This is a genomic window from Natrinema sp. CBA1119 (genome assembly GCF_002572525.1).
Lineage (GTDB): Archaea > Halobacteriota > Halobacteria > Halobacteriales > Natrialbaceae > Natrinema.
Window position 1 is genome coordinate 516,316 of record NZ_PDBS01000001.1, and the last position, 25,954, is coordinate 542,269.

Here is a 25,954-nt window from a genome sequence, read left to right on the forward strand (position 1 = left end):
GAGCGGCCCTGCCGAGTTGCTCATCGGTCGGTTACTCGAGTGAGACATCGGTAACGGCCCCCATCAGGTGCAGGCCGACTGCACACAGTCAGCCGCCACTAACGGATCAGTGAAGCGTTCTCGACAACGAGTGCAATCGGAACCGATCACGGGACGACAGCAGCCGATCACTGGACCTCGAGACGGATGGACGACGGAACGAACGGTCGACTGGATGAGGCGGTACAGCGCGATAACGAGACGACGACGCACGAGAACGGGACGACCCGGCGCGCCCTGCTCGCCACGTTGGGGGGTTCGAGCGGTGCGGCCGTGGCCGGGTGTTCGACGATGCTCGAGACGAGCTCGAGGTCGCGGTTCCGGCTCGGGACGCTCCGTCCGCCGATCACGCTCGATCCGATCACCGCGAAATCGATCGGCTCCGAACAGGTCATCGGGCGGGTGTTCGACGGGCTCTACGAGTACGGCGAGGGGACCGACACCGTCCCCAAAATCGCGACCGGCGAGCCGCAGTTCGAGAACGACGGCCGCTCGGCCGTCGTCGAACTCAACGACAGCGCGCGGTTTCAGAACGGGCGGTCGGTGGTCGCCGGCGACGTGGTCTACTCATTTACCGCGCCGCTCGAGGAGGACGCGCCGACGGCGTGGCGGGTGAGCCCGTTCGATTCGGTCGACGCCGTCGACGAGCACACCGTTCGGTTTTCGCTCGAGGAACCGTATCCGGCGCTCGAGCATGCGCTCACGCGGCCGATCGTCCCCCGGCAGGAGCGAGAAGACGACAGGGAGGCGTTCGCGACGGAGCCGGTCGGAGCCGGCCCGTTCGAGGTGTCGTCGTTCAGCGCGGAGAAGAAGGTCACACTGCGCCGCTGGGACGACTACTGGGACGAGACGGTTCCCGAAATCGATCGGCTCACCGTTGCGTACGTCGAGTTCCCGATGACGCAGCTGACGAGTCTGCGGACGAACCGCAACGACGCGATCGAGCCGGTGTCGCCGATGATCGTCGACCACGTCAGCGACGTGGCGAACGCGTCGGTGAAGCGCCGGAGAGGGTTCACGTCGTTTTACTTCGGCTTCAACCTGAACCAGGGACCGACGACCGATCCCCGCGTGCGGGAGGCGATCAGCTACTGTCTCGACCTCGAGAAAGCGGTCGCCGAGTTCGTCGAGCCGGTGGGACAGCGCCAGTACAGTCCGCTGCCGCCGCAGGTCGCCAACGAGTGGGACATGCCGACCGACGAGTGGGCCGACCTCGCGAACGAGACGAACCCCGAACGGGCCCGCCAGCTGTTCCGCGAGGCCGACGAAGCGAGCGGCCAGCTCCGCATCCTGACCTCGACGGATCCGAAACACAAGGAGTTCGGCGAGGCGCTGGCCGGCGGGCTCAGGGACGCCGGCCACGGCGCGCTCGTCGTCTCGAAACCGGAATCGACGTTTCTCGAGCGATACGTCTCCGGCTCCGAGCGCGATTACTCGGTGTTCGTCGGGGAGAGCAGCGGCACGCCCGATCCGGACTCGCACCTCTACCCGACGTTCCACGAGAACATGGCGGGCGTGACGAACGGGACCTTCTACCGCGAGGATGCGGTCATGGAGCGGCTCACAGCGGCTCGCGAGACCGAGAACCGCGAACGGCGACGCAGGCTTTATGAGGAGGCGATTACCCGGCTGCTCGAGGACCGAGTCTGTCTCCCCATCTGTTCGTTCGAGAATAGCTTCGCGGTGGCCGCCGACGTGCAGAACTTCCGCGTCCATCCCATCACACGGGTCAATCCGCGGCTCGCAGCGGGTGACGAGGTCGTCACGGTGGGGTCGGAATCATGAGTGAGAACGGCGGCGAGAACGCCGGTGGCGGAAACGAAGGCAGCGGGAACGGCAGCGGTGAGGGCGGAAACAGTGAAAACGGAGACGACAAGTTCGGCGTCGGAACGGCCGTCGCACTGGGCGTGGGCGGCATCGTCGGCGGCGGTATTTACGCGGCGATCGGGATCGTCGTCGCCGCGGCGGGCATCTTGACGTGGTTCGCCTACAGTCTCGCGACCGTCGTCGTGTTCTGCTGTGCGTACTCGTACATCAAGCTCAACGACGCGACCGACAGCGACGGCGGCTCGGTCTCGTACATCGAGGAACTCACGGGCAGATCGACGGTCGCCGGCGTGGTCGGCTGGACGATCGTCGTCGGCTACATCGGGACGATGGCGATGTACGCCTACGCGTTCGGGATGTACGGCCAGATGTTGATCGGCTACGAGTACGTCTGGGGGCTCCCGATTCGGCAGTTCCTCTCGGTCGGCGTGCTCGCGGTCTTCGTCGGAATCAACCTCCTCGGCGCGGGCTCGTCGGCGGCGGTCGAACGGTATCTCGTGTTCGTCCAGGCGGGGATCATCGCCGCGTTCGGCCTGATCGGGCTCTGGTTCGGCGCGGCGAACTACCAGCTACGGCTCGGCTTCGCGGAGTTCGGCCTCAATCCGATCCTCGCCGCCTCGGTCGGGTTCGTCTCGTTCGAGGGCTGGCAACTGCTGTTTTACGATCAGGAGCAGTTCGACGACCCGGACGAGACCCTCGCGAAAGGGGTGTCCATCTCGATTCCCATCGCGGCGGCCATCTACATCCTCGTCGGGTTCGTGATCACGACGCTGTTGCCCGAAGAGGTGGTCGCCGCCCAGCCCGAACCGTCGCTGCTCTACGCCGCGTTGACCATCTCGAAGTGGCTCGCGCTCGCCGTCGGGCTCGCCGGCCTCATCTCGACGGCGAGCGCGATCAACTCGACGCTGTTCAGCGAAGCCATCTTCGCGAAGAACCTGATCAGCGACGACATCCTCCCTCACGAGATGGGCGACGCGGACGCCGACGCCGCCCCGTCGCGGACCGTGATCGTCATCGGGCTCCTGACGGCCGCCTTCACCGTCCTCGGGAGCCTCGAGGCCGTCGTGGAGTTCGCCTCGCTGGCCTTCATCGTCGTCTTCGGCGCGATGAGCGCCCTCGCGCTCTCGGTGCGCGACGCGGCGGGCGTCGACGTCAACCCGATTCCGCCGCTGCTCGGCGTCATCGGCTCGGCGGCCTTCTTCGTCATGCTGACGTGGTACCTCTACTCCCAGCTCCCGGGCGTCTTCTGGCTGGTCGTCGCCATCGCGGCGGCGGTCTTCGCCGTCGAAGGGATGTATTTCAATCGCGAGAAACTCGCCGAGGGCGTTCGGCAAGTGGAGAAACGCGTCTAGGCCTTCGCCTGCCAGGTCCGAACCCGGTCGGCGCTGACGCCCTCGACGTCCGACGCGACCGCGTCGGGATCGGCGTCGGTCAGGTCCTCGAGGTCCTCGATCCCCGCCGCGGCGAGCTTCTCGACGGTCTTCGCGCCGACCCCATCGAGCGCCTCGAGGTCCGAGCCCGTTTCGCTCTCGCGGGCCTGGAACTCTTGGTAGTTACAGATCGGACAGCCCAGTTCCCAGGGCTCGTCGCCGCTGTGGACGACGAGTTCGGGCAGCTCGTGCTCGTCGCAGTACTCGTCGGTGACCTCGATATCGCCCCGGCGGGGCAGGGGCAGCGAGTACTCGCAGTCGGGGTAGCGCGTACAGCCCACGAGGCGTGAGCCGCTCTGGAGCGTTTTGACGGCGAGTTCGCCGCCGTGCTCGTCCCCACATTCCGGACACTCGCCCAGAATCGGTCCCTCGCCGGCGTCCTCGGCCTTGCAGAGCGGGCAGCCGTGGACGAACGTCTGCCGACCGGCGAGCATCTTGACCTCGTTCAGGCCGTGTTCCTCGCACTCCTCTTCGAGGATGAGCGGCGTCCCCGTCGAGGGCAGCGGCAGCGTGTTCTCGCAGTCGGGGTAGCCGTCGCAGCCGATGAAGTACGAGCCGTGGCGGCTCCGGCGGACGAGCAGGTCCTCCCCGCACTCGGGGCACGGTCCGAGGCGCTTGTCGTCTTTGAGCGACTTGCGGAGGTGGTCGCCGATCTCGTCGCGCGAGTCCGCGAGGTTCTCGAAGATCTCCTCGAGCATCTCCCGAGACTCGTCGGTCACGTCGTCGAGCGTCGCCTCGCCGTTCGCGATGGCGTCCATGTCGGCCTCGAGCTGGGCGGTCATCTCCTCGCTGACGACGCGGTCGGCGTAGTTCTCGGCCGCGTCGACGACGGCCATCGCGAGCTTCGTCGGCCGCGGCGGATCGCTCTCGATGTAGCCCCGATCGTACAGCTTCTCGAGGGTGTTGTGTCTGGTCGACTTCGTCCCGATCCCCATATCCTCCATCGTCTCGATGAGCCGCGACTGGCCGTATCGTCGGGGCGGCTGAGTCTGTTTGGCCTCGAGTTCGACGTCGGAAAGCGCCAGTTCCTCGCCCTCGTCGACGTCGGGGACGAAGTTCTCCGTCGTCGAGAAGTACGGATAGACGTCGTGGTAGCCGGGCTCGACGAGGCGCTTGCCGTTGGCCTTCAGCCGGCAGTCGTCGACCTCGGCGACGACCTTGAGGTGTTCCCAGACTGCGGCGTCGGCGACGGTCGCGTAGAACCGCCGTACGACGAGTTCGAACACCTCCCACTCGTCGTCCGAGACATCGCCGCGGGTCGGAATCTCGCCCGTGGGGTGAATCGGCGGGTGGTCGGTCGTCTCTTCGTCACCTTCCGTCGGATCGATCTCGTCGGCCTCGAGCAGCGACTCGGCGGAGTCGCCGAGCGAGGGGTGGCCGACGAACTCGTCCAAGAGCTCCTCGGGCTCGAGATCGTCGGGGTAGACGGTGTTGTCAGTCCGCGGGTACGTGATGTAGCCGGCGGTGTAGAGGTCCTCGGCGATCGACATCGCCCGTTTGGCGGAGTAGCCGATGGCACCCGCGGCGCGGATGAACTGGGTCGTGTTGAACGGCTCGGGCGGCGTGTCGGTCCGGGTCCGCCGGTTGACGTCGACGACGGTCGCCGCGTCGCGGCTCGAGAGCGTGTCGTAAACGTCCTCGGCGACGGCCTCCTCCCAGACGCGTTCGGCCTCGTTGTCGTCCTCGTCGCGGTAGAAGTACTGGGCCTCGAAGGGGGCCGAATCACCCTCGCGCTTCGTGAGGTCCGCGAACAGCTCCCAGTAGTCCTCCGGATCGAAGGCCTCGATCTCGCGCTCGCGGTCGACGATCAGCTTCAGCGTCGGCGACTGCACCCGGCCGACGGAGATGAAGTCGTTACCCAGTTGCCCCGAGGACAAGGAGAGAAAGCGCGTGAGCGCGGCCCCCCAGACGAGGTCGATGATCTGGCGGGCCTCACCGGCGGCCGCGAGGTCGAAGTCGAGTTCGTCCGGCTCGTCGAACGCGTTTTGCACTTCGTTTTCCGTGATCGAGGAGAACCGCACGCGTCGAATCGGAACGTCCTCGTCGACCTCGCGAACGATATCGTAGGCCTCCTTGCCGATCAGCTCCCCCTCCCGGTCGTAGTCCGTCGCGATCGCCACGCGATTGGCGCGACGGGCCAGCAGGCGCAGCGTCGCTACGATGTTCTCCTTCGTGGCCGTCTTCTCGACGCTCGCGTCGATCAGCTCGACGGGCTCGACATCCCGCCAGTCGGAGTACTCCGAGGGGAAGTCCACGCCGACGACGTGACCCGACAGCCCCACGCAGCGCTTGCCGCCCCACTCGTAGACGTTGACCCCGTTCTCGCGACTCGAGTCGTAGGTCCCGCCGCTCAGGATGTCGGCGATCCGGCGGGCCGCGTTGTCCTTCTCCGTGATGATCAGCTCCACCGCGGCTCACCTCTCGGTCCTCGAGCGTCCGGCCGTCGTCGCGGACGAATATCGGTCATCGTCGCTCGGTACGGCTGAGGATCTGATAACGTTTTCGCCGAAACCGGCCGACAGCGCGGGTGTGCGCGCCGCGCGGGCTCGCGTGAGTGCGGTCGCGCGTGCGAACGACCGTGCGGATCCGGCAACCCGAGCCCGCGAGCCGAGCCCTTTTGTCACGCCCGAGCGACACACGGAACGGACCGTTTCGTGTCAACACCGGAACCCGAGCGCAAGCGCGTCGACATGACGACGGGGGCGATCTCCCCGAAACTCTGCCGCCTCGCGTGGCCGCTGGTCCTGGGGAACCTCCTCCAGACCGTCTACAATCTGGCGGACATGTTCTGGGTCGGCCGCGTGAGCAGCGACGCCGTCGCCGCCGTCTCACTGATGTTTCCCCTCTCGTGGCTGTTCGTCTCCACTGCGATGGGGATCACCGCCGCCACCATCGCACTGGTCTCCCAGTACGTCGGTGCCGGCGACGACCGCACCGCCGACCGCGTCGTCGCCCAGACGATCCTGCTCACGCTCGCCGTCTCGAGCGTCCTCGCCGTCCTCGGATACGTCGTCCGGCGGCAGCTGCTCTCCCTGATCGGCGCTCGCGGGCCGGTGTTCGTCGAAGCGCTGGCCTACATCGAGGTGATCTTCCTCGCGCTTCCCTTCACGTTCCTCTTTTTCGCCTTTCGGTCCTCCCTGCAGGGAGCGGGCGACACGAAGACGGCGATGTGGCTCGTGTTCGTCTCGGCCGGCCTCAACGTCGTGCTCGATCCCTTCTTCGTCCTCGGCTGGGGTCCATTCCCCGCGATGGGGACGCGGGGAGCGGCTATCGCCACGTTTCTCTCGCGCGGGCTCGCTACGTTCGCGGGGATCGCAATCTTGTTGGACGGCCGGTTCGGCGTTCGGCTCCGAATCGGAGATCTCACGCCCGACGTCGCGCTCCTGAAGCGGCTGGTCGGCATCGGCTATCCGGCCACGTTCGACGGCTGGGCGCGCAGCTTCGCGGCGGTTGCGATGGCCGGCTTCGTCGCCCGCTTCGGACCCGCACCCACCGCGGCGTTCGGGATCGGCGTCCGGTTGATGTCGGTGACGTGGGCCGTCGCCGGGGCCGTCGGGCAAGCGACCGCGACCGGGGTGGGACAGAATCTCGGCGCGGAGACGCCCGATCGGGCCGTCGCCGTCGCGCGAACCGCGACCGCGGCGACGATGGTGTTCATTTTCGCCGTCGCGGCAGTCCTGTTCGCGTTTCCGGCCGCGGCGATCAGGGTATTCGTCGCGGACCCGGCCGTGATCGCCGAGGGCGTGATCTTCCTTCGGATCACCGCCCTCTTCTGGGCACCCTTCGCCGGCGTGATGGTCATTCAGGGCGCGTTCCGCGGGGCCGGGAACACCCGCGAGGCGATGGTCCTCTCGATCCTCTCGCGGTGGGTCTTCAGGTTCCCGCTGGTCATCGGCCTCGCGTTCGCCTGGACCGTGACGATCCCCGGAACCAACCTCGCAATCTCCGGCCTCGGCTGGGGCGTCGAAGGCATCTGGTTGGCACTGGTCGCGGGCATGGTCGGCTCGTTCGTCGTGGCCGTCGGCTGGTTCCGGATCGGGACGTGGACCGAGGGCGTCATCGACGAGATCGAGTCCGCAAGCGGTAGCGAGTCACCTCGAGACGAGCCGACTACCGTCGACGAGAGCGAGCCCGAATACGTCGACGATTGAGTCGTCGGGATCGCCGTTCGTGACCGAGGAGTCGGGTCGCTGGCCGAACGCACGGGCGCCGCTGTTACTCACGGACGTATCACACCGGTAGAGCTCCACGAACGTTGATTATATTCTGGGTAGCGGCGACGATAGACTTAACACCACCAAGTGTTACTACCCAGTTGTATGAGCGAATTCGAGCAGTTCAGTCAGGTCGGCGAAGCCGACGTCACCCGCGCGATCGGACAGGAGTGGACCGAGGAGTTCATGGACTTCTCGGACTCGGACGTCATCATCGTCGGCGGCGGTCCCTCGGGGCTGACGGCGGCGAAGGAACTCTCCGAGCGGGGTGTGAAGGTGATGGTCGTCGAGAAGAACAACTACCTCGGCGGCGGCTTCTGGCTCGGGGGCTTCCTGATGAACAAGGTCACGGTCCGGGATCCCGCCCAGCAAGTCCTCGACGAACTCGAGGTGGACTACAAGCAGTCTCAGGACAGCGAGGGACTCTACGTCGCGAACGGGCCGGAGGCCTGTTCCGGCCTGATCAAGGCCGCCTGCGACGCTGGTGCGAAGATGCAGAACATGACCGAGTTCACGGACATCGTCATCCGCGAAGACCACCGCGTCGGCGGCATCGTGATGAACTGGACGCCGGTCCACGCGCTGCCCCGCGAGATCACCTGCGTCGACCCGATTGCGGTCGAGGCCGATCTGGTCATCGACGCGACCGGCCACGACGCGATGGCCGTCAAAAAACTCGACGAGCGCGGCGTGCTCGACGCGCCCGGCATCGCCGACGCCGAGGAGAACGCGACCGGCATGGACAGCACCGGCGACGACACCTACGGCGCGCCCGGACACGACTCGCCCGGCCACGACTCGATGTGGGTCGGCAAGTCTGAGGACGCCGTCGTCGAACACACCGGGCTCGTTCACGACGGACTCATTGCGACTGGGATGGCGACCGCGACGACCTACGGCCTCCCGCGGATGGGGCCGACCTTCGGTGCCATGCTCGTCTCCGGCAAGCGCGCCGCCCAGGTCGCGCTCGACGAACTCGAGGTCGACGCCGATCCCGTCGAGCTGACCTCTCGGGCCGCACCGGCCGACGACTGATCGGTTCCGCAGTCACTCCCGCTTCTGCCCATCCAACGACGCCAGCGGAACGACCCGCGCTTCCCCCGCGACCCGACACAGCTCTTCTACGGCGCCCTCGTGTGCTGACAGTTCTCGCCGGTCGTCGGACAGGAACGGGAAGCTCGACGACGGTCACTTGCACCAAGCCGTCGCCCGCCGGCAGTTACTCGCCGATCGGCGAGTCGGCAGCGCGTTGCCGGAGGTCTCTCGCGTCACTCGGGAGCAGGTGGCCGCGCCTGACGGCCGCCGCACTCGCCGTCCTGATCGCCGTGACGTAGGCGTCGTGGGACGGGTAGAGCCGGTCGAGCCTCGCCGCGTCGAAGCGATCGGTCCGGCCGGTCAGGTCGCAGCTCGCGGCGTCGTAGGTCGCCACCGGCACGTCCAGCGGCGGGAGCCGGAGGCCGCCCTCGGCGTTGCCGAAGCGGTCGCGTTCGAGGGTCACGCCCTCGTCGTCGATGGTGCGCTCGATGCGGTCGGCGCGGGGCGGCCGGTCACCGCGGGCGACCCATTCCCGGTGCTGTTCGAGGGCGGCTCGCCAGGCGTACCGCGCCGTGAAGTAGTTGTAACCGCACTCGCCGTAGGTGCCGTCGGGCTGTTGGCCGTAGTCGCCGGCGGCTTCGGGGTCCCAGTTCGGCTCGAGGCCCTGGAAGTCCCGCCGACGGACCGCCTCGGTCCACCGGCTGAGCCAGTTGTTCACGTGCGAGGCCCCCGCGACCTCCCAGAGCACGAAGTTGCGCTCGTCGTCCCGGGGCCCGATGGACAGCTCGTCGAGGCGGAGCCCCGACGTCGGGATGTCGATCTCCGGTGTCTCGCCGTTCTCCGAGAAGTCCTCGAGGCCGCCGGCCTCGTCCTCGCTGTTGAACCACAGGATCGGCGCCTGGTCGGTCCGGGCCGTCGTGAGCGGGCTCCCCGCGGGCAGGAACCCGTCGACGACGCCGTACGCCGGCGCGGCCAGGTTGATGTACCGCAGCAGGAAGAAGGCCGACTGCGAGTGGCCGGTCGCCAGAGCGTTGTCGGGTCGGAGACGTCCCAGCGGATCGGTCTCAACGTCCCAGCGGTCCCAGCCGCGCGGCTTGAGCGCGGTGATCGCTTGGGCGAAGATGTCGAGCGCGTATCGGTCGCCGGGGTGGTGGAGACTCCCGTACCGCTCGGGGTCCCAGCGTACCAGATCCTGGTCGGTCTGAGAGTCGTCGACCCCGACCTTCTGGGCCGAGACGAGCGCGACGGCGGTCCCGTTGCGCATCAGCGAGTCGTAGGCGTTCGGCCACGCGACGGGCGCGTCCATCTGCGTACTGACGTTCAGCCACTCGACGGTAACGGTACCGTTGAAATCCCTCCGGCGTTTCGGTCGGTAGACGAGGACGCGCGTCTTGTATTCGCTCGTCTCCCCCGCCTGTTCCCCGTCGATGAAGGAGTCGTCGTGGCGCGCTTCGCCCGCGATGAAATACTCCTCTTCGACGTAGCCGTACGACTCGAGGTCGTGGGGCGCTGCGAGCAGCGGCCCGCCAGTCCGGCTTCCGCCCTCGATCGGCCCCTCGACGGTCGGACTCGAGACCGAAGACGAGAACGTGGCGCTCACCCCTGTACTCCCGACGCTCGCCGCTGTCAGTCCTGCGACACTCCCGAGAACGGCCCGCCGGGAGGCCCTGTGGCCGGAACTCGGTTTGATCGATCGGTCGCTCGAGTCGGTTCGGTCGATATCGTTCGTATCGTCTGTCATGGTCCGCCCACCCGTACCACGATCGGGAATAATGGCGTGTTGATTCCAGACTATATTGTCCATACCAGAAGTAATTTGCATAATTATAGATAGTGTAAAGAGTAGTGTTGTGAATTGAGCGTCCTTTTACCGCGAGCGACAGCGGTCTGCGGGGTGACGGCGTCGCAGTCGACGGCATCGCCGACCGGGCGGGTACTGGCTCCCACAGCGTTCGACAGTCCGTCGAGCGATCGAACCGACAGTCCGGCCGCCGTGAACCCGCGTCCGGCAGCGCCCGATCGTAAGTGTTTCACGCGGTGGTACCACGGGTTTATACATGGTCGAGCGAGTCATCTGCTACCGTGCGCCGACGACGGTCGCCGACGTCGACGAGCTAGCCGGTTGGTTACAGGCGCGGGTCGACGCCGACGTGCGCGTTCGGGACCGATTCCTCGAGGTCCACCGTACAGACGACCTCCCAGAGAAATTCGCCGAGGCGCGGGTTCCCTCACCATACGAGCGCGAGACCGGCAACACGATGCTGGGGACGATCCGCTACGAGGAACGGGCGCTCGAGCACCCCGAGCGTGAGGGCGGCGTCCTCTACGACGGCGCGGCGGTCCAGCGCGCACTCAACGCGGCGCTTCCCGTCGAGGAACGGGGGCTCGAGACCCTCCACGTGGCGATCCTCGACCGCGCGATCGGGACGTGGGGCGACCACGACGGCCGCTGGCACAAGCGCGTGAACGTCCTCGGCCAGCCGGCGCTGATTTCGGTGCCGGGGCTCTACGAGGCCCCCGCGAAGCCCGAGGACTATTACAAGGAAAAGCAGCGCCACGCGCTCCTGTCGGGCGACGCGCCGCCGCGGGAGGTCCTCGAGAACCAGGTCGACGGCGAGTTCCTGGTCGAGGACGACCCGCGGACCACCGACGCGCTGAAGGGGTACGCGTTACAGGCGTCCCACTACCTCGAAACCGGCGAGGCCTTTTGCGATCGGGAGGGCTGTCGACTCTTCAACGCCCACTACCACGAGGACCTGATCGACGCGCAACTGCGCGAGCCGGCGTTCTGCAGCGAGCACGCGCCATTGTACGAGGGATGAGTTTCACCGATGAATCTCCCGATATGCGGTGCGGTGGCGCGTACTGAATCGCGGCGAGACAAGCGAGGCGCGAGCGGTGCGAGCGCCTTGAAAACGCGAACGGCGGAGCCGTGAGCGCTGGCGAGCCGCGAGTCGACGGTGCGCGAGGGCTTTGCGAACAGAGTGAGCAACGGCTCGGAAGACGCGTACGCGTCTTCCGTTGGATGAACGAGTGACCGAAGGGAGCGAGTGTTAGCGCGGAACCTCCGGTTCCGCGAACCATACGAATAGTGCGAGACCGGAGGTCTCGCAGACCATGCGAACGTGCGAAGGCCCGTAAGCAGACGGCGGCTCCGCCGCCGTGAGTAGAAATCGGCTGGGGAGGGCGTGGCGATTCCCTGTTGTCGCGATAGCAGGGCACTCGGTCCGCTCGACCCTTCATTCTCGTACACACATGCGGCGACTTCTCGGTGAACCGGTGCGTACTTTTGTCTCAGTCGACTCTGACAACGTACAATGTGTGCGGAGTTTACCGTCGACGTTCCCGTTCGCTTCCGAGATCTCGATCCGATGAACCACGTCAACCACGCCGTCTACGCGAGCTACCTCGAAGCCGGTCGGACCGCCTACCTCGAGGAAGTGGCCGGGCTCGAGTCCGAGGAGATTTCGTTCGTCATCGTCGACCTCCAGATCTCCTACGAGCGGCCGATCACCAATGGCGACGAGCCCACGGTCGCGCTCTCGGTGACCCGGCTGGGTGACTCGAGTTGCACCATGTCTTACGAGATCCGCGTCGACGGCGACGTCGCGGCGACGGCGGAAACGACGATCGTTCACATCGATCCCGACACGGAGCGGCCGAGTCCGATCCCCGACGCGATGGCACGGCGCATTCGGGAGCACGAGGGCCTCGCGGCGGCGGCCAGTAATTAGAACGAGTACCGAACGACGCCGTCGCATCGGTTCGAGTGAGAGACGGCGAGTCCGAATTGAGCTGTCGTCCCGTCATCCGAAACGGGCAGTTCGCTATTCGAGTCGCCCGCCCGTCAGTCGGACGACGCCGAAGACGTGGGTCTCGTCCGCCACGGCGACCGCGCGCTCGCGGAGACGAGCGTGTGCGGCGTCGATCTTTTCGTCGAGCCGGATGTGGGGATCGCTCTCGTATCGGAGCCGAGTCGTCGGCGGCGTCGAGAGGACGACGATCGCCCGGAAGACGGCGTTGACCGGCGGCGCGTACCATTCCCGGCTTCGGGCGGCGTTGGCGAGCACGACGGTGCCGTCGGAGCCGACGAGATCACACCAGTCGTCGACCGCATCCGCTGGATCCTCGAGCATCCCGACGACGAACGTCGCGAGGACGGCGTCGACCCCGTCGTCCGGCTGTCCCTCCACCGCCTCGAGCGCGGCCCTCATCGGCGGTCGCGTCGCATCGCCCTGCAGGACATGGACGTTGTCGGACGCCGCGGTGGCTGCGCGGGCCCGCTCGAGCACGGGTCGCGTGAAGTCGATCCCGATCACGGTCCCCTTGGGACCGACCCGGTCGCGCAGAAACGGCAGGTTCGCGCCCGTCCCACAGCCCATCTCGACGACGGTGTCGCCGGGCTCGAGCCGACAGGCGACCGCCGCTCGCTCTCGGAGCCGTGCGATTCCGGGCGTCCGACGGGCGATCAGGTCGTAGAGGCGCGCCCAGCGGCCGTAGAACTCCTGTGCGGATTCAGATTCGGATTCGGACGTCATGCAGTGTCAGTGATGACCGCTCAAACGAGCGATCGAATCGTGTCCGCGACCGACTCCGCGTCGGAGCCGAGGACGTAGATCAGCGGCTCGATCCCCATCCCGCCGGTCTGGTAGAGCACCGTCGCCTCGGGTTCCTCTTCGATCGCCGCGCCGACGCTCGAGGCGACGTCGTCCGATTCGTCGAACTCCGCGGCGACGTAGCCCTGCTCGGCCAGTTCGTCGAGGAGTGCCTGTTCGTAGGCGATGTTGATCCCCGCCGAGACATCCGCACCGTGGCGGCGCGCGGCCAGCAAGACGCCTGCGACGTGTTCCGAGACGCCGAACTCGGGATCCGCGGGGACGGTCGCCCGGCCTTTCACGTCGAATATCCGGCCCGGAACGCCCGCCACGTCGTCGACATCGTCGGCCCCAGGCGTGCACGCGACGAGATTCGAGCCGACCGCGGGGATCAGCGCGGTGAATCCCCCAGTCGTCTCGAGGATGCGCAGCCCTCGCCGGACCGACGAGAGGATCCGCTCGCTGGTCCGGAGGTCGCTCTCGGGATCGTGCACCCGAAAGCCCGAGCCGTGGTCGGCTAGCTCCGGGACGGCCGCCTCGTGAAGTTGGGCGAGGAGGTCCCCGCCGGCCTCGAGTTCGCGGATCAGCACCTCGAGTTCAATCAGGGCCTGCACCGGGGATATTTCGCCGGCCGCCAGTCCCGTTCCGAGTTCCTCGACGAGGTCGCGGACGCGCTCGTCGGTGGCGATGCGATCGTTGACGGTCACGTCGCCGTGGGCATACTTCGAGACGGCGCTCTGGCTGATGCCGAGCACCTCTGCGACCTCGCTCTGCGTGAGGCCGCGTTCCCGGAGGTCACCGGCCAGCAGCGATCGGATGGTGGGCAGGAACTCGTCCACGACGATTTCTTCGACGAATTGCATTCGTTGTGCAGGGTACGGGCGGGTGACGGGAGAAGCTGTTGGTCCGTCCGGTGAACGGGCTCGCGTTGCCGACTCGAGCCGCTTACAGGATCGGCACGAGCATCGCCGCGAACTCGTAGTCGTAGACGTGATTGAGGAGGACGTAGGTGACGACGCCGAGGAAGAGACTCAGAATCCACGCGCCGGCGGCGATGCGGCCGATTCTGGCGTGGGGCGTCTGCCGGAGCTCCGCGGGCGTGTGGGTCAGCCCGAGGATCAGCGCGTAGAGGACGACCGGAACCGAGACGATCGAGAGGATGATGTGGATGGCCAGCATGACGAGATAGGCGTAGTAGACGCCCTGATGACCGACGAACTCTTTCGTGCCGCCGCCGCCGACCTTGAGCAGGTAGACGACCAGGAACACCAGGATCAACGCGAAGCCGGTGACCATCGCTAGCCGGTGTTTCTCGACATCGCCGGCGCGGATCCAGTACCAGCCCAACAGCAACACCACCGTCGCTGTCGTGTTGATGACCGCGATCACATGAGAAAGCAGGTTGACCTGCGCGTTCGTCAGATCGGGGTAGATCGGGATGTCCAACAGGAACGTCCCGAGCACCAGCGCGTATCCGACGATCGTCAGGAGGACCGTTACGCCCATCGGGCGCTCGCGGAGCCGGCGTCTCGCGTCAGCGGTTGCCATTATCGGACGTTCGGAGCACCGCCGTATCACGTTTGCTGTTCCAGCACGGCTCGCACACGCCCAGCACACGAGTCGGCGCTCGAGGCTCAGCCTCGAACGAACTGGCCTCGAGAACCGATTTCTCAGTCTCGAGCGAACGGGAACCGATTCAACCGCTCGCGAACGAGCGGCCGCAGTTCGAAGAGGTAGCGCTCCGTGTCCACGATTTCATCGGCGTCCTCGCCGGGGACGTGCTGGGTGTACATCACTTGGTCGAGGGAGACGTCGTCGGGGAGCTCCTGGGCGATGACAACGCCGTCTACCGCGCGGCCCGGCTCGAGTTCGACGTCGGTGCCAGTCCAGCGCTCGGGGAGGTCGTTCGCGTGTGGAGCGACGATGCTCGAGCCCTCGTAGAGGAAGCCGTCGTCGCCGAAGAAACTCGTGTTCGCTTTCCCCTGCCAGGGAAGCGGCCGCGAACTCGTGTTGTGGGCGCGGAAGAAGGCCATCGTCCACGTGGTCGCGACGGTGATGGGGCCGTCGACCAGCGAGGCGAGATCGACGTCGTGGACCAGTCCGACGAGGCTGAGCGTGAGGTACTCACCGCTGACGGTCAGTTCGTATTCGCGGTCGCCGCGTTCGACACACCCGGAGGGATCGTAGGTCGGATCGCGCCGACGGTTGGACCCCATATCGCCCCGCATGATCGCGCCGCCGTCCGTTTCGCGGTCGCCCGGCGCTCGTTCGCCGAGGATCGCCTCGTAGGCGTCCTTGATCCGCAGAAATTGTTCTCGAGAGCCACCCTGATCGGGGTGATGGACCTTCAACAGGCTCCGATAGGCCCGACGGACCGCCCGGTCGTCGGCGTCCGGCGACAGCCCGAGGACCTCGTAGTGGCTCTCCATCGATGGAGTACTCGATGCTTCGTCGAAAAGAGTCTTTCCGTGTTCACCGTCGATTCCATCCATCGGAAACGGCCGCCTCGTCCGACCGCCATCTCAGTCCGCGGGTTCGGTCGGTTCCTCGAGCGTGACCGTCCCGTTTCGGTCGACAGTGACGTGGTAGTCACAGAACCGAAACGAGACGGTTCCGTCCGGTCTGTTCGTGCCGTTCGGTCGGTCCGCGAAGAGCGCATCGAGCGCCGTCGGGTCGACGATCGCGTGAAGCGACTCGTACTGCGGCGGCGCCAGTTCCGCCGGCTGCACGCCCTCGGCTTTGGCGACCGTTTCGATCACTGCCTGACTCGGCGGTACCACTGACGGCGCGCCGACACTATCGCCACCCTCCACCATCGTATTCGAACCTTCCGAAGCCGGTGGAATAAAACTGTCCTTCTCGAATGGGCCGCGTCCCCAGACGACACCCGATCACACCGCCCACGAACACGGATCCATCGTGTGGGTTCGAAGCCGGTCGTGCAGAATCGAACCTCGTCGGACGAGACTCGATACCGTCGCGCGAGATCGAACGCAAAAGCGTGCTACTCGATGTGGATCGCGGGTTTGCCCGGCCGCGCTTTCTCCGCCAGGTCGTCGTCAGCGGCCGCCCGGCGGACGGTGACATCCGCACCGAACTCGTCGGTGACGAGCCAGGTCGCGCGGTCGAGAACCTCGAGTTCGCGATCTGCACCCAGCCGCTGTCCGGGTTCCGGGCCGCCGTCGCGACCGACCAGTCGGCCGACGAACGAGCCGACGGTCTCGCGGTCGGCCGCGACGCCGTCGGCCGCGAGGAGTCGGTCGACGATCGCGTCCGTGTCCGGGACCGCGTCAGGGTCGTCGGATGCCGCTTCGTCGACCAGTTCGGCGGCTCGGTACTTCCACTCGCGAGCGCAGACCAGTTCGATTCGTTCCGGTTCGTCGATCGCGGCAACGTCGACGATATCCCGGACGTCCTCGAGCGTCCGCTCGACCAGTCCCCGCTCGAGTCGGTAGGCCGAGGCGTCGCCGTCGGGTTCGGGCCAGTCGGCCTCGACGACGAGCCCATCGCCCCGGAGCTTGTTCCAGCATTCCTCGCCGAGATGCGGGGCCATTGGCGCGATCACCGCGGCGAGCGTCAACATGCCCCGCCGGTAGACGTCGTCGTGTGGCAGATCGTACTCGCGGTAGCGTCGCAGCAGGCGCGCGAGTTCCCGAATTTCGGTGGCTGCGCGGTGGAACCGGAACCGGTCGTACTCCTCGGTGACCGCGGCAATCGTCCGGTCGATCTCCCGGTCGACGTACTCGTCGTGATCTCGCCGTTCGACGCGGGTGTCGCCCGCCTCGACGAAGTCCGCTGCCATCCCGTAGAGGGTCTGCTGGAGGTCGTAGGCCCCGCGGACGTTGTTGGCGGTCCACTCGAAGTCCTGTTCGGGGTGGGCCGCCGAGAGGACGAACAGCCGCGTCGTCTCCGCGCCGTACTCCTCTGGGTCGACGACGTTGCCCTTCGAACTGGACATCTTCTCGCCGTCGTACAGCACCGTCCCCTGGCTCTTGAGTTCCCGAATGGGCTCTCGCTGCTCGAGGAGGCCGATATCGGCCAGCGCCTTCGTGAAAAAGCGGCTGTAGAGCAGGTGGAGGATGGCGTGTTCCTCGCCGCCGACGTAGACGTCGACGGGCATCCAGTCGTCCGCGCGGTCGGTGTCGAACGGCGCGTCCGCGAGGTCGGGCGAGAGGAAGCGCAGGAAGTACCACGAGGAGTCGACGAAGGTGTCCATCGTGTCCGTCTCTCGGCGCGCGGGGCCGCCGCAGTCGGGACAGGTCGTCTCGTTCCACTCCTCGGCCGCGTCCAGCGGGTTGCCCGTCGTCCGGACGAACTCCGGGAGTTCGACGGGGAGGTCGTCGTCGGAGACGAGCACGTGCCCGCAGTCGTCGCAGTGGACAACCGGGATCGGCGTCCCCCAGTAGCGCTGCCGGGAGATCAGCCAATCGCGCAGCCGGTAGGTGACGTCTTCCGCGAGCGCGTCGTGGTCGGCCACGAGCCGTTCGCGGGCACTCTCGCTCTCGAGGCCGTCGTACTCGCCGCTTCCCTCGAGCGTTCCCTCGCCGGTGTAAGCCTCGCTTTCGACGCCGGATTCGGCCGTCCCGTCGTCGGGAACGATCACGCGCTCGATCGGCAGGTCGTGTGCGAGCGCGAACGAGTGGTCGCGCTCGTTGTGGCCGGGGACGCCCATCACGGCACCGGTGCCGACGTCCTCGAGGACGTAACCGGCGACGTAGACCGGGAGTTCCGCCCCGGTCAGCGGGTGCACCGCGGTCGCGTCCGTCTCGATGCCGGAGAAGCCCACTTCGTCCGGGTCCTGTTCGCGGACCGTTTCGACGTACTCGGCGACCGCATCGTCGCCGTCGGCCAGCGTCCTCGCCAGTTCGTGGCCGGGCGAGACGGCGAGGTAGGTCGCGCCGTAAATCGTCTCCGGCCGCGTGCTGAACACGTCGACGGGTCGATCACTGTCACCATCGCCGTCGCTCCTCTCGCCACTGGAGTCGGACACGTCGAACGTGATCCGCGCCCCGTCCTGCCGGCCGATCCAGTTGCGCTGGATCTCGCGGACGCCGTCGGGCCAGCCCTCGAGGTCCGCGAGCCCGTCGTGGAGTTCCTCGGCGTAGTCGGTGATCGTGAAGAACCACTGGTCGAGTTCGCGCCGCCCGACGGGGGTCTCACAGCGCCAGCAGACGCGGTCTCCGTCGCTGCTCGCGGCTTCGTCGCTCTCCTGATCCGAGGACTCACTGTGTTCGTCCTCGCGCTCGGCCACCTGCGCGTCGGCCAGCACGGTCTCGCAATCGGGACACCAGTTGACCGTCGCCGCCTCGTACTCGACGAGTCCGGCCTCGTAGAGTCGCTTGAACAGCCACTGGTTCCACCGATAGTAGTCCGGCTCGCAGGTGGTGATTTCGCGCGACCAGTCGTAGCCAAAGCCCATCTTCTCGAGTTCCTCGCGCATGCGCCGGATACACGCCTGCGTCCAGGACTCGGGATCGGTCTTTCGCTCGAACGCGGCGTTCTCGGCGGGGAGGCCGAACGCGTCCCAGCCCATCGGGTGGAGCACGTCGTCGCCTTGCATTCGGCGATAGCGAGCGTGGGCGTCCGTGATCGCGTAGTTTCGGATGTGACCCATGTGGAGCGTGCCCGACGTGTAGGGAAACATGCCGAGGACGTAGGTCGGATCGTCGGCGTCCTCGTCGAGCGCGTAAACGTCGTCGCGCTCCCAGACGTACTGCCAAAACTCCTGTACCTGCGCGTGATCGTAGTGGCTCGTCATTATCGGAGAGATCCGTTGGCTTTCACTCGGTGGGCCGGCTATATCATTGTTCGGCCGCGGACGGCGGCCTTGTCGGGCAGTGCGGTCGACATGTGGCTGCGGGCATCGTGGTTGACATGTGGCTGCGAGCATCGGGGTCGACACGTGACCGCGGACATTGCGGTCGACATCGGACCGGCCGGAGCCGTTCTCGGCCGACGGAGACCCGCTCGAGCGGTTCCTTCCCTCTCACGGAGCGCGGGAATCCGGTGCCTGTGGCGCTGTGGGCTGAAATTAACAAAGCGGGTAGGCCCGGTACCGATCAATGAATGTCACGCGTACGCGACGACACCCCATCGGGCGCGGCGTTGCTCGCCACGATCGCGGTCGTCCTGCTCGCGTTCGGGGTACTCGCATTGCTATTCGCCCCAGACATGACGGCCGGCGACCCGAGCGATTCGTCGCTCGAGACGGACGACGACGCGTCGGCCGCCCAGTCGAACGCGACCACGTCGGAGGACTCGAACGAGCGCGAATCCGAGACGACCACCGAGGACTCCGCGGACGATGCCGACGCCCCATCAGATGATACCGACGACGGCGATCCGACCGCCGATACCGACGACGACTCGTCGCCGAGCGAGGACGATTCGCCGACCGATTCCGACACGTCGATCGACGAGGGGACGACCACCGACGACTCGTCCGACGACGAACCCGATCTGTTCGAGCAAATATTCGGCGACGACGAACCGGATGACGTGGACGATGACGGACCGGTCGACGAAGACGATACCGGGCCGCCCGAGGACGCTGGTCCGCCGGACGATGCGGGCCCGGCGGACGAGGACGATGACGGACCGGTCGACGACGATACCGACGGTCCGTTCGGCGACGAGGATGAGCCCTTTGACGACGACCCGTTCGACGACTGACCGCACGGCAGCCCGCACTTCGCCGCGGGATTCGTCACACCCCGTGACACTCCTCGGACTCGACTGACGGGGACTCCCTTTACCGGCCTCGTCGTAGCCAGTCCCATGCCCTCGACCGCACTCGTGACCGGCTGCTCCACGGGAATCGGCTACGAAACGGCTCGCGCGCTGGTCGCCGACGGCTGGCGCGTCTACGCGACCGCTCGAGACCGCGACAGGGACGGCCTCGAGGAGCTGGCCGACCGTGGGGCCGAGATCGCAGCGATGGACCTGACCGATCCCGAGGCCATCGAGCGCGTCGTTGCTCGCGTCCGAGACGAGGACGGCGGCGTCGACTGCCTCGTCAACAACGCGGGGTACGGGCAGTTCGGGCCGATCGAAGACGTGCCGACCAGCCTGCTCGAGCGCCAGTTCGCCGTCCACTGCTTCGGGCCCCACCGGCTGATTCGAGCGGTCCTGCCGGGAATGCGCGAACGGGGCCGCGGCCGGATCGTCAACGTCACTAGCGCCGCGGATCGCCTCGCGCTCGCCGGCATCGGGGGCTACACCGCCTCGAAGTGGGCGCTCGCGAGTCTCAGCGACGCGCTCCGACAGGAACTGGTCGGCTCGGACGTCGAAGTCGTTATCGTCCAGCCCGGCGTCGTCGCGACGCCGTTCTACGACGGCGCCCTGCGGGCGGTCGACGACGCGGCTGCGACCGCGCGGTCACCGTCGCGCTCCGACGCCGACGCGGAGACGACCGCGGCCGAACGCCGGAACGTCAACGTCGTCAGACCCACGCAGTACACCGACCTCTACCGCGTCCTCCGGCGAGTTCGCGCCGTCGAGGGCGGCGGTCCACTGATCAACGAGCCCGATCGGGTCGCCGCGACGATTCGGGAGGCTGCCACCGTTCCGAACCCCGACACGCACTACCGTGTCGGCCCGGTTCCGCTCCTCGGATCGCTCTACGGCACGCTCGTTCCCGCCGCGATCCGGGATCGGTTGACGCGAACCGGGATTCGACTGGCCGCGACCGAACCCGTCCTCGACCTGCTCGAGCGACGCACGCCCGACGCCGATTCGGAGCGGTACCCGTGACGGAACCGCCCACAGGGTAGTGACGGAACCGCCGAGGAGGAAACGATCAGTTCGGTATCGTATCGGCCTGAATCGCGTTCTATCGGGGAACCCGTTCGAGCGAGGATCACGTTCCGGTGGCCGCCTGCGTCGACATCTCACGGTCCCCGGCGTACGCAATGTACGCCGACAGTGCCGCGACGACCAACCCGGAGACGACGTTACTCCAGAGTAGCCCCGTGCTCGCTTCCTCGAGGCCACCCAGAGCGAACTGCCCGGCGATCACCCAGTGGGAGACGGCGAGCCACAGCGCCAGCAGGGCGGCCAGCGACATGACGCCGATACTGGTGGAGTTGTCGATGGTGATCCGGTAGTAATTGTAGCCCGCGAACACGACGATCGCGCCGCCGATCAACAGGTTGTTCCACAGCACGGAGTTGGCTGCCTCGTAGACCAGCGGCGAGACGGCCAGCCACAGCCCGATCAGGGAGACGATCCCGCTCAGCCACCGCTGGCCGGCCGGTTCACCCCGTCCGCGAGTGTGCGATTCGTCGGTCGTCGGGTCGTCGGTCGCGGACTCGCTCATACCGTCCACCGATACTCCCTCGACCGGGCTCAAAAACCGCGCCGACCGTTCCGTCTCGTCCGAGAAAATCGGCTGGGAGATCGCCCCGCTCAGTCTCGAGTAAGGAATCACGACCGGCTCCAAATCGGCATTATGGAACGCCAATCAGAGACTGGCGACAGCCGCAGCTATCGGTCGAGGCGCGGATAGCTGTAAGACGATGTTACTCTCGAGTCCGACGGGAGCGCTCCCACATTCGCTGAGGGGACACCAGTTGTGAGCAGGCAGCAGCGACCCGACGAACCGACGGGGAGGAACCCCCGTCCGGGGGAACAGCTATATGCCGCGACTCGGATCACGCAAAGGAAAGCGGTGTCCCGGAACCGAGTCGGCGCTCCCACCGACCGCTCTCGTCGCGAGGGGTGTCCCTACCGGACTAGCCACGATGTGTTCTCGAGTGCATACCTCGAGGACCACCTTCCCGAGACGGACGCCTGGGACAAGATCGACGAAGACGAGCTCCGAGCGGCGTTCGATGAGATTAGTGCCTGCTGGGAACGAGTGAGGGAAACAGTTGCGAACGAAAGCCGATCCCGGCTCGAGGAAGCGTTCGTCCGACCCGTGTTTCGGACGCTGGGACACTCGTTCGTGCGCGACGAGCGGACTGATCGAACGCAACATCGAGCGGACTACGTCTTCCTCGAGTCCGACGGCGCTCGCGACGTATTCGAGTGCACCGGAGCCGACGGCAACGACGACAGCCACGGTAACGGAGACAATGACGAAGCCATCGTCGCGATCGCCGACGTCAGGCGCTGGGAACGCGCGCTCGAGGCCCGCGGGAGCGGTGAGCGCGAACGCGACGCCGAGACGCCGTGCTACCGGATCCACGCCGCCTTGCGCGAGTCGTCGGTCGAGTGGGCCGTGCTCACGAACGGCCGGCGGTGGCGACTCTACACCGAGCGGACGGGCCATCGACTGGACGCGTACTACGAGATCGATCTGCCGGCCGTACTCGAGACGGGTGACCTCGAGGCGTTCAAATACTTCTACCTGTGTTTCCGCCGCGACGCCTTCCTCGAGGACACCGAGGGAGACTGCCTGCTCGACGACCTCTACGACCGGTCCGCCGAGTTCACTCGTGAGATGGGGGCGACGCTCGAGGAGAACGCCGCCGACGCGCTCGAGGTCCTCGCGCGGGGATTCCGTCGATATCCCGGGAACGATCTCGACGAGGCCCTCAGCGCGAAGGAGTTCGACGTGCTTTACGACGCCTCGCTCGTGGCGCTCGTTCGACTCCTGATCGCGTTCGCCGCGGAGAGTCGAGGTCGCCGGCCCGCCGAACCGAGCGGCGACCGCGGAGAGACAGCGGACGATACCGGACCTGCTGAGCCGGCGACCCTCCGATCGCTTGCTCGGTCCATCGCGGCCGAATCCGACGGTTCGGGTCCGTCGTACACCGATCAAACGGCCGAGCTCTGGTCGCGACTAGAGGAGCTCGATTCGCCGATCGGCCGCGGGAATCGATCCGGCGAGGACGACAGTCACACCGCTCGATTCCTCGAGAACCACCGCATCGGCGACGCGTCGCTGGCGACGGCTATCGACTTGCTGGCTCGACGGCAGGCCGACGGTGGCGAGAAACCGTTTATCGACTACTCGTCGCTCGACGGTCGCCGCCTCGGCGATATCTACGAGGGGCTGCTCGAGTACCGGCTCGCGATCGCCGACGAACCGCTGGCGCTCGCTGACGGCGAGTACGGTCCCGCGAGCGACGGCGACACCGTCGCGGTCGCGGCCGGCGAGGTGTATCTGACCGCGGACGGCGACCAGCGGAAGGCGTCGGGGTCGTACTACACCCCGGAGCACGTCGTCGAACACGTCGTCGAGAAGACGGTGGGGCCGCTCCTCGAGGAGATCCGGGCGAAGTTCGCCGCCGTCGATACCGACTGTGACGGCGGACTCGCCGACGCCGATATCGACCGGACGGACGGCGTCGCCGAGCGCGCGTTCGACCGCTCGATCCTCGACCCCGCGATGGGGACCGGTCACTTCCTGACGTGCGCGCTCGAGTACCTGACGCGCGAGATCGTCGCCGCCGAAGACGCGGCGGCTCGAGCGGGCATCGAGTCCGTGCCGGCGGAGCGCGGTGTGGACGAGATACGGCGGCGGGTCGCCCGGCGCTGTCTCTACGGCGTCGACCGGGATCCCCTCGCTGTCGAGATCGCGATCGCCTCGCTGCAGCTCCGAACGCTGTCCGCCGAGGGGCCGCCGGTGGCCCTCGATCACCACCTGAAAACCGGCGACGCGCTCGTCGGGAGCGACCTCGAGGCGCTCGCTGACTGCGCATCGAGCGACGATCTCGGTGGCGATGACGCGACGCGTCTCGAAACCGAGCCGACTCGATCCGCGGTATTCGGGCGGACGGACGGTCGAGAGCGGCGCGACCGGCGACAGCGACTCGAGGCGATGGCGAACGTCCACACCGCCCGCGAGTTTGGGCTCGAGGGAGTCCCTGACGACGCGCTCGAACGGCTCGTTGCCGCGCTCGAGAGCGACGACGACTGGGAGACGCTCGCTCGAACCGAGTGGTTCACCGCGGCCCAGCGGCGGGCCGACGAGGAGGGGTACTTCCACTGGGAGCTCGAGTTCCCGGAGATCTACGCCGACGGCGACGACGACGCTGACGGCGACAGCGACGGTGACGACGACCGACTCGAAGCCCCCGGCTTCGACGCGGTGCTCGGCAACCCGCCCTGGGTCGCGACCGCCGGTCGCGGGACGATCAGCGCGACCATCGACGCAAGCCTGCGCTCCTACCTCGAGGACGCGTTCAGCGCGACCGAGAACCAGTTCGATCTCTACGTCGCGTTCTACGAACAGTCGATCCGACTGTCCCGGGACGGACGGGTCGGCATCGTCGTCCCCGATTCGATCCTCGCTCGCGAGGGGAACGAGCCGATCCGGGAGTACGTCCTGAGCGAGACGTCGCTCGCGGAAATCGTCAGGCTCGGCACCGCGTTCGACGGCGTCGAGAGCGGCGCGGCGATCCTCGTGAGCGGCGGTGACGGAACCGACGTCCGCTGTGCCGACGCGACGACGGAGGCGGACCTCGCGTCGCTCTCCGCCGACTCGGATCGGGCGAATTCGATCCCCGCAAGCGTGTTCGAAGCGCAAGACGCGAACCGGTTCCTCGTCTATCTCGACCGCGAGACGCGGTCGGTCTGCTCGACCGTCGCCGCCCATCCGCCGCTGGGGGACGCCGTCTCCATCTCTCGCGGCGAAGAGATCAGCAAGCGAGCGGACATCCTTCGGGAGCGGTCAGGACCGACGACGCGCCCGATCGCCCCCGGGAGCGCCGTGTGCCGATACGGGCTCGACGCCGACGAACTCCGGTTCGTCGAGCCGGCCGACCTCGAGAAACCCACCCAAAACTACGAGAGCCCCAAGCTGCTCGTCCGACAGACGAGCGACTCGCTCGTCGGGACCTACGACGCTGACGGCCTCGCCACGATCAAGTCGGCCTACAACGTCCGCAGCGACGCCGACTCGCCGGCCGAGTTGAAACACCTCCTGGGCGTGTTGCACTCGTCGGCGCTCGCGTTCTACCACCACTACACGCACGCCGCGTACCGCGCCGTCTTCCCGCAGATCAACCAGTCGACGCTCGAGGGGCTCCCCGTCCCGATGGCCGACGGGCCCGACGCCGAACTCGTCGCGGCCGTCGAGAAACGGCTCGCGCTCACCGCCGACCGGTCGGCGATCGACCTGTATGTCCCCGACTATCTCGGCCGGGATCCGAACGGGCCGTCGCTCGGCGATCTCGACGCCGCTCGACGGACGGACGGCGTCGCGGCGACGAAACTTGCGTCGACGACCGAGGAGTGGCCGAACCTGCGGCTCGGTTCGGTCGCGGTCGACTCGAGCGATTCGGACGTCGTCCTCTTGGCGACCGTTCGGTACAAACCCGACCCCGCCGCGGCCGCCGAGACCGATCGGTGGGGCTACGCGGAAACCGATCCGATTCCGGCCGTCGAACTCGTCGATGTCGAGACCCGACTCGCGGGGCTCGTCGAAGCCGTCGTCCCCTACGCCACCGAGGCGGGCGACGGCGTCGCCGGCTTCAGACCGACCGCCGCGAAGACGATCTCGCCACTCGACCGCCTCGAGGCGCTGACGCTGCCCCGTCCGACCGAGGTCGAAGACGGGCTTCGGCGGTTTCTCGACGCCCGAGACCGGGCCGCGGAACTCGAGACGGAGATCGACGCGACCGATCGGCGGATCGACGATCGCGCGTGTTCGCTGTACGGACTGACGGACGCTGAGCGCGAGATCGTGCGTCGCAAATTCGACGAGGGGTGACGGCGCGGCGACAGTACCGCGTGCTCGTCGCGATCGGAATGCACCATTCACGGAGACAGTACGGCTCCCGACTGGAGGGGTGGCGGATCGGACGTCTGCAGTGAGGATGTGACGGTGGACCGATCGCTCGAATCCGAACGGTCAGCGATAGGGCAA

Annotated in this window: 18 protein-coding genes; 9 read left to right on the forward strand and 9 right to left on the reverse strand. The window is 67.0% G+C overall.

From position 1 onward, the window contains the following. Positions 1–186 precede the first annotated feature (186 nt). Both CP556_RS02525 and CP556_RS02530 read left to right on the forward strand, forming a co-directional pair. Complete coding sequence (locus CP556_RS02525; RefSeq protein WP_098724188.1) at positions 187–1,824, forward strand: ABC transporter substrate-binding protein; 1,638 nt, start codon at positions 187–189, stop codon at positions 1,822–1,824. Next, the gene (locus CP556_RS02530) at positions 1,821–3,218 is read left to right on the forward strand and encodes an APC family permease (protein WP_098724189.1); all 1,398 of its coding nucleotides are present in this window, start codon (positions 1,821–1,823) and stop codon (positions 3,216–3,218) included. Before CP556_RS02525 ends, CP556_RS02530 begins: the two co-directional genes overlap by 4 nt. On the opposite strand, the gene CP556_RS02535 is transcribed toward CP556_RS02530, so the two are convergent. Beyond that, on the reverse strand, positions 3,215–5,704 hold the full coding sequence (locus CP556_RS02535; protein ID WP_098724190.1) for a DNA topoisomerase I: 2,490 nt from the start codon (positions 5,702–5,704) through the stop codon (positions 3,215–3,217). The genes CP556_RS02530 and CP556_RS02535 overlap by 4 nt on opposite strands. Positions 5,705–5,986: 282 nt before the next feature. On the opposite strand from CP556_RS02535, the gene CP556_RS02540 reads away from it, so the two are divergent. Continuing rightward, a complete protein-coding gene (locus tag CP556_RS02540; protein ID WP_098724191.1) occupies positions 5,987–7,447 on the forward strand; it encodes an MATE family efflux transporter in 1,461 nt (486 codons plus the stop codon). A gap of 168 nt (positions 7,448–7,615) precedes the next feature. Continuing rightward, on the forward strand, positions 7,616–8,545 hold the full coding sequence (locus CP556_RS02545; protein ID WP_098724192.1) for a sulfide-dependent adenosine diphosphate thiazole synthase: 930 nt from the start codon (positions 7,616–7,618) through the stop codon (positions 8,543–8,545). Between the two features lie 184 nt (positions 8,546–8,729). Here the strand turns inward: CP556_RS02545 and CP556_RS02550 are convergent, their stop codons facing one another. Next, the gene (locus CP556_RS02550; RefSeq protein ID WP_098724193.1) at positions 8,730–10,286 is read right to left on the reverse strand and encodes an alpha/beta hydrolase domain-containing protein; all 1,557 of its coding nucleotides are present in this window, start codon (positions 10,284–10,286) and stop codon (positions 8,730–8,732) included. A 316-nt stretch (positions 10,287–10,602) separates the two neighbouring features. Between CP556_RS02550 and CP556_RS02555 the strand changes: the two genes are divergently transcribed. Beyond that, positions 10,603–11,367, forward strand: coding sequence for a DUF7001 family protein (locus tag CP556_RS02555; RefSeq protein ID WP_098724194.1), 765 nt, complete (start codon positions 10,603–10,605; stop codon positions 11,365–11,367). 495 nt (positions 11,368–11,862) lie between these two features. Further along, a complete protein-coding gene (locus CP556_RS02560) occupies positions 11,863–12,279 on the forward strand; it encodes an acyl-CoA thioesterase (RefSeq protein ID WP_098724195.1) in 417 nt (138 codons plus the stop codon). A gap of 93 nt (positions 12,280–12,372) precedes the next feature. On the opposite strand, the gene CP556_RS02565 is transcribed toward CP556_RS02560, so the two are convergent. The 6 genes from CP556_RS02565 to leuS form a co-directional block, all read right to left on the reverse strand. Then, positions 12,373–13,083 carry a class I SAM-dependent methyltransferase gene (locus tag CP556_RS02565; RefSeq protein ID WP_098724196.1) on the reverse strand — a complete coding sequence of 237 codons (711 nt, stop codon included), beginning with the start codon at positions 13,081–13,083 and terminating at the stop codon, positions 12,373–12,375. 20 nt (positions 13,084–13,103) lie between these two features. Beyond that, the gene (locus CP556_RS02570) at positions 13,104–14,003 is read right to left on the reverse strand and encodes a thiamine-phosphate synthase family protein (RefSeq protein ID WP_098724197.1); all 900 of its coding nucleotides are present in this window, start codon (positions 14,001–14,003) and stop codon (positions 13,104–13,106) included. 82 nt (positions 14,004–14,085) lie between these two features. Further along, entirely contained in the window at positions 14,086–14,688 is a 603-nt protein-coding gene (locus tag CP556_RS02575) for a DUF420 domain-containing protein (RefSeq protein WP_098724198.1), read from the reverse strand. Between the two features lie 122 nt (positions 14,689–14,810). Beyond that, positions 14,811–15,569 (reverse strand): DnaJ domain-containing protein, encoded by a 759-nt coding sequence (locus CP556_RS02580; protein WP_098727257.1) that lies wholly within the window; start codon positions 15,567–15,569, stop codon positions 14,811–14,813. 93 nt (positions 15,570–15,662) lie between these two features. After that, positions 15,663–15,956 carry a DdfA family disk-determining factor gene (ddfA, locus tag CP556_RS02585; RefSeq protein ID WP_098724199.1) on the reverse strand — a complete coding sequence of 98 codons (294 nt, stop codon included), beginning with the start codon at positions 15,954–15,956 and terminating at the stop codon, positions 15,663–15,665. 188 nt (positions 15,957–16,144) lie between these two features. Next, positions 16,145–18,898: a leucine--tRNA ligase gene (gene leuS, locus CP556_RS02590; RefSeq protein ID WP_098724200.1), complete on the reverse strand. Its 2,754-nt coding sequence runs from the start codon at positions 18,896–18,898 to the stop codon at positions 16,145–16,147. A gap of 308 nt (positions 18,899–19,206) precedes the next feature. Here leuS and CP556_RS02595 point away from each other — a divergent pair, with 308 nt between their 5' ends. Both CP556_RS02595 and CP556_RS02600 read left to right on the forward strand, forming a co-directional pair. Beyond that, positions 19,207–19,812: a hypothetical protein gene (locus tag CP556_RS02595; RefSeq protein WP_098724201.1), complete on the forward strand. Its 606-nt coding sequence runs from the start codon at positions 19,207–19,209 to the stop codon at positions 19,810–19,812. Between the two features lie 105 nt (positions 19,813–19,917). Next, positions 19,918–20,892 carry an SDR family oxidoreductase gene (locus CP556_RS02600; RefSeq protein ID WP_098724202.1) on the forward strand — a complete coding sequence of 325 codons (975 nt, stop codon included), beginning with the start codon at positions 19,918–19,920 and terminating at the stop codon, positions 20,890–20,892. A gap of 106 nt (positions 20,893–20,998) precedes the next feature. Here CP556_RS02600 and CP556_RS02605 read toward each other — a convergent pair whose 3' ends face one another. Next, positions 20,999–21,457, reverse strand: a complete 459-nt coding sequence (locus CP556_RS02605; protein ID WP_098727258.1) for an SPW repeat domain-containing protein — start codon at positions 21,455–21,457, stop codon at positions 20,999–21,001. Positions 21,458–21,808: 351 nt separating this feature from the next. Here CP556_RS02605 and CP556_RS02610 point away from each other — a divergent pair, with 351 nt between their 5' ends. Then, positions 21,809–25,798 carry an Eco57I restriction-modification methylase domain-containing protein gene (locus CP556_RS02610; RefSeq protein WP_255291389.1) on the forward strand — a complete coding sequence of 1,330 codons (3,990 nt, stop codon included), beginning with the start codon at positions 21,809–21,811 and terminating at the stop codon, positions 25,796–25,798. The last annotated feature ends 156 nt before the right edge of the window (positions 25,799–25,954 follow it).

Bases quoted from the DNA above. Each gene is read 5' to 3' on its own strand.
- CP556_RS02595 (WP_098724201.1), top strand. From the start codon at position 19,207: ATGTCACGCGTACGCGACGACACCCCATCGGGCGCGGCGTTGCTCGCC.
- CP556_RS02565 (WP_098724196.1), bottom strand. From the start codon at position 13,083: ATGACGTCCGAATCCGAATCTGAATCCGCACAGGAGTTCTACGGCCGC.
- CP556_RS02560 (WP_098724195.1), top strand. From the start codon at position 11,863: ATGTGTGCGGAGTTTACCGTCGACGTTCCCGTTCGCTTCCGAGATCTC.
- CP556_RS02530 (WP_098724189.1), top strand. From the start codon at position 1,821: ATGAGTGAGAACGGCGGCGAGAACGCCGGTGGCGGAAACGAAGGCAGC.
- CP556_RS02525 (WP_098724188.1), top strand. From the start codon at position 187: ATGGACGACGGAACGAACGGTCGACTGGATGAGGCGGTACAGCGCGAT.
- leuS (WP_098724200.1), bottom strand. From the start codon at position 18,898: ATGACGAGCCACTACGATCACGCGCAGGTACAGGAGTTTTGGCAGTAC.
- CP556_RS02545 (WP_098724192.1), top strand. From the start codon at position 7,616: ATGAGCGAATTCGAGCAGTTCAGTCAGGTCGGCGAAGCCGACGTCACC.
- CP556_RS02570 (WP_098724197.1), bottom strand. From the start codon at position 14,003: ATGCAATTCGTCGAAGAAATCGTCGTGGACGAGTTCCTGCCCACCATC.
- CP556_RS02540 (WP_098724191.1), top strand. From the start codon at position 5,987: ATGACGACGGGGGCGATCTCCCCGAAACTCTGCCGCCTCGCGTGGCCG.
- CP556_RS02600 (WP_098724202.1), top strand. From the start codon at position 19,918: ATGCCCTCGACCGCACTCGTGACCGGCTGCTCCACGGGAATCGGCTAC.
- CP556_RS02550 (WP_098724193.1), bottom strand. From the start codon at position 10,286: ATGACAGACGATACGAACGATATCGACCGAACCGACTCGAGCGACCGA.
- ddfA (WP_098724199.1), bottom strand. From the start codon at position 15,956: ATGGTGGAGGGTGGCGATAGTGTCGGCGCGCCGTCAGTGGTACCGCCG.
- CP556_RS02555 (WP_098724194.1), top strand. From the start codon at position 10,603: ATGGTCGAGCGAGTCATCTGCTACCGTGCGCCGACGACGGTCGCCGAC.
- CP556_RS02575 (WP_098724198.1), bottom strand. From the start codon at position 14,688: ATGGCAACCGCTGACGCGAGACGCCGGCTCCGCGAGCGCCCGATGGGC.
- CP556_RS02605 (WP_098727258.1), bottom strand. From the start codon at position 21,457: ATGAGCGAGTCCGCGACCGACGACCCGACGACCGACGAATCGCACACT.
- CP556_RS02580 (WP_098727257.1), bottom strand. From the start codon at position 15,569: ATGGAGAGCCACTACGAGGTCCTCGGGCTGTCGCCGGACGCCGACGAC.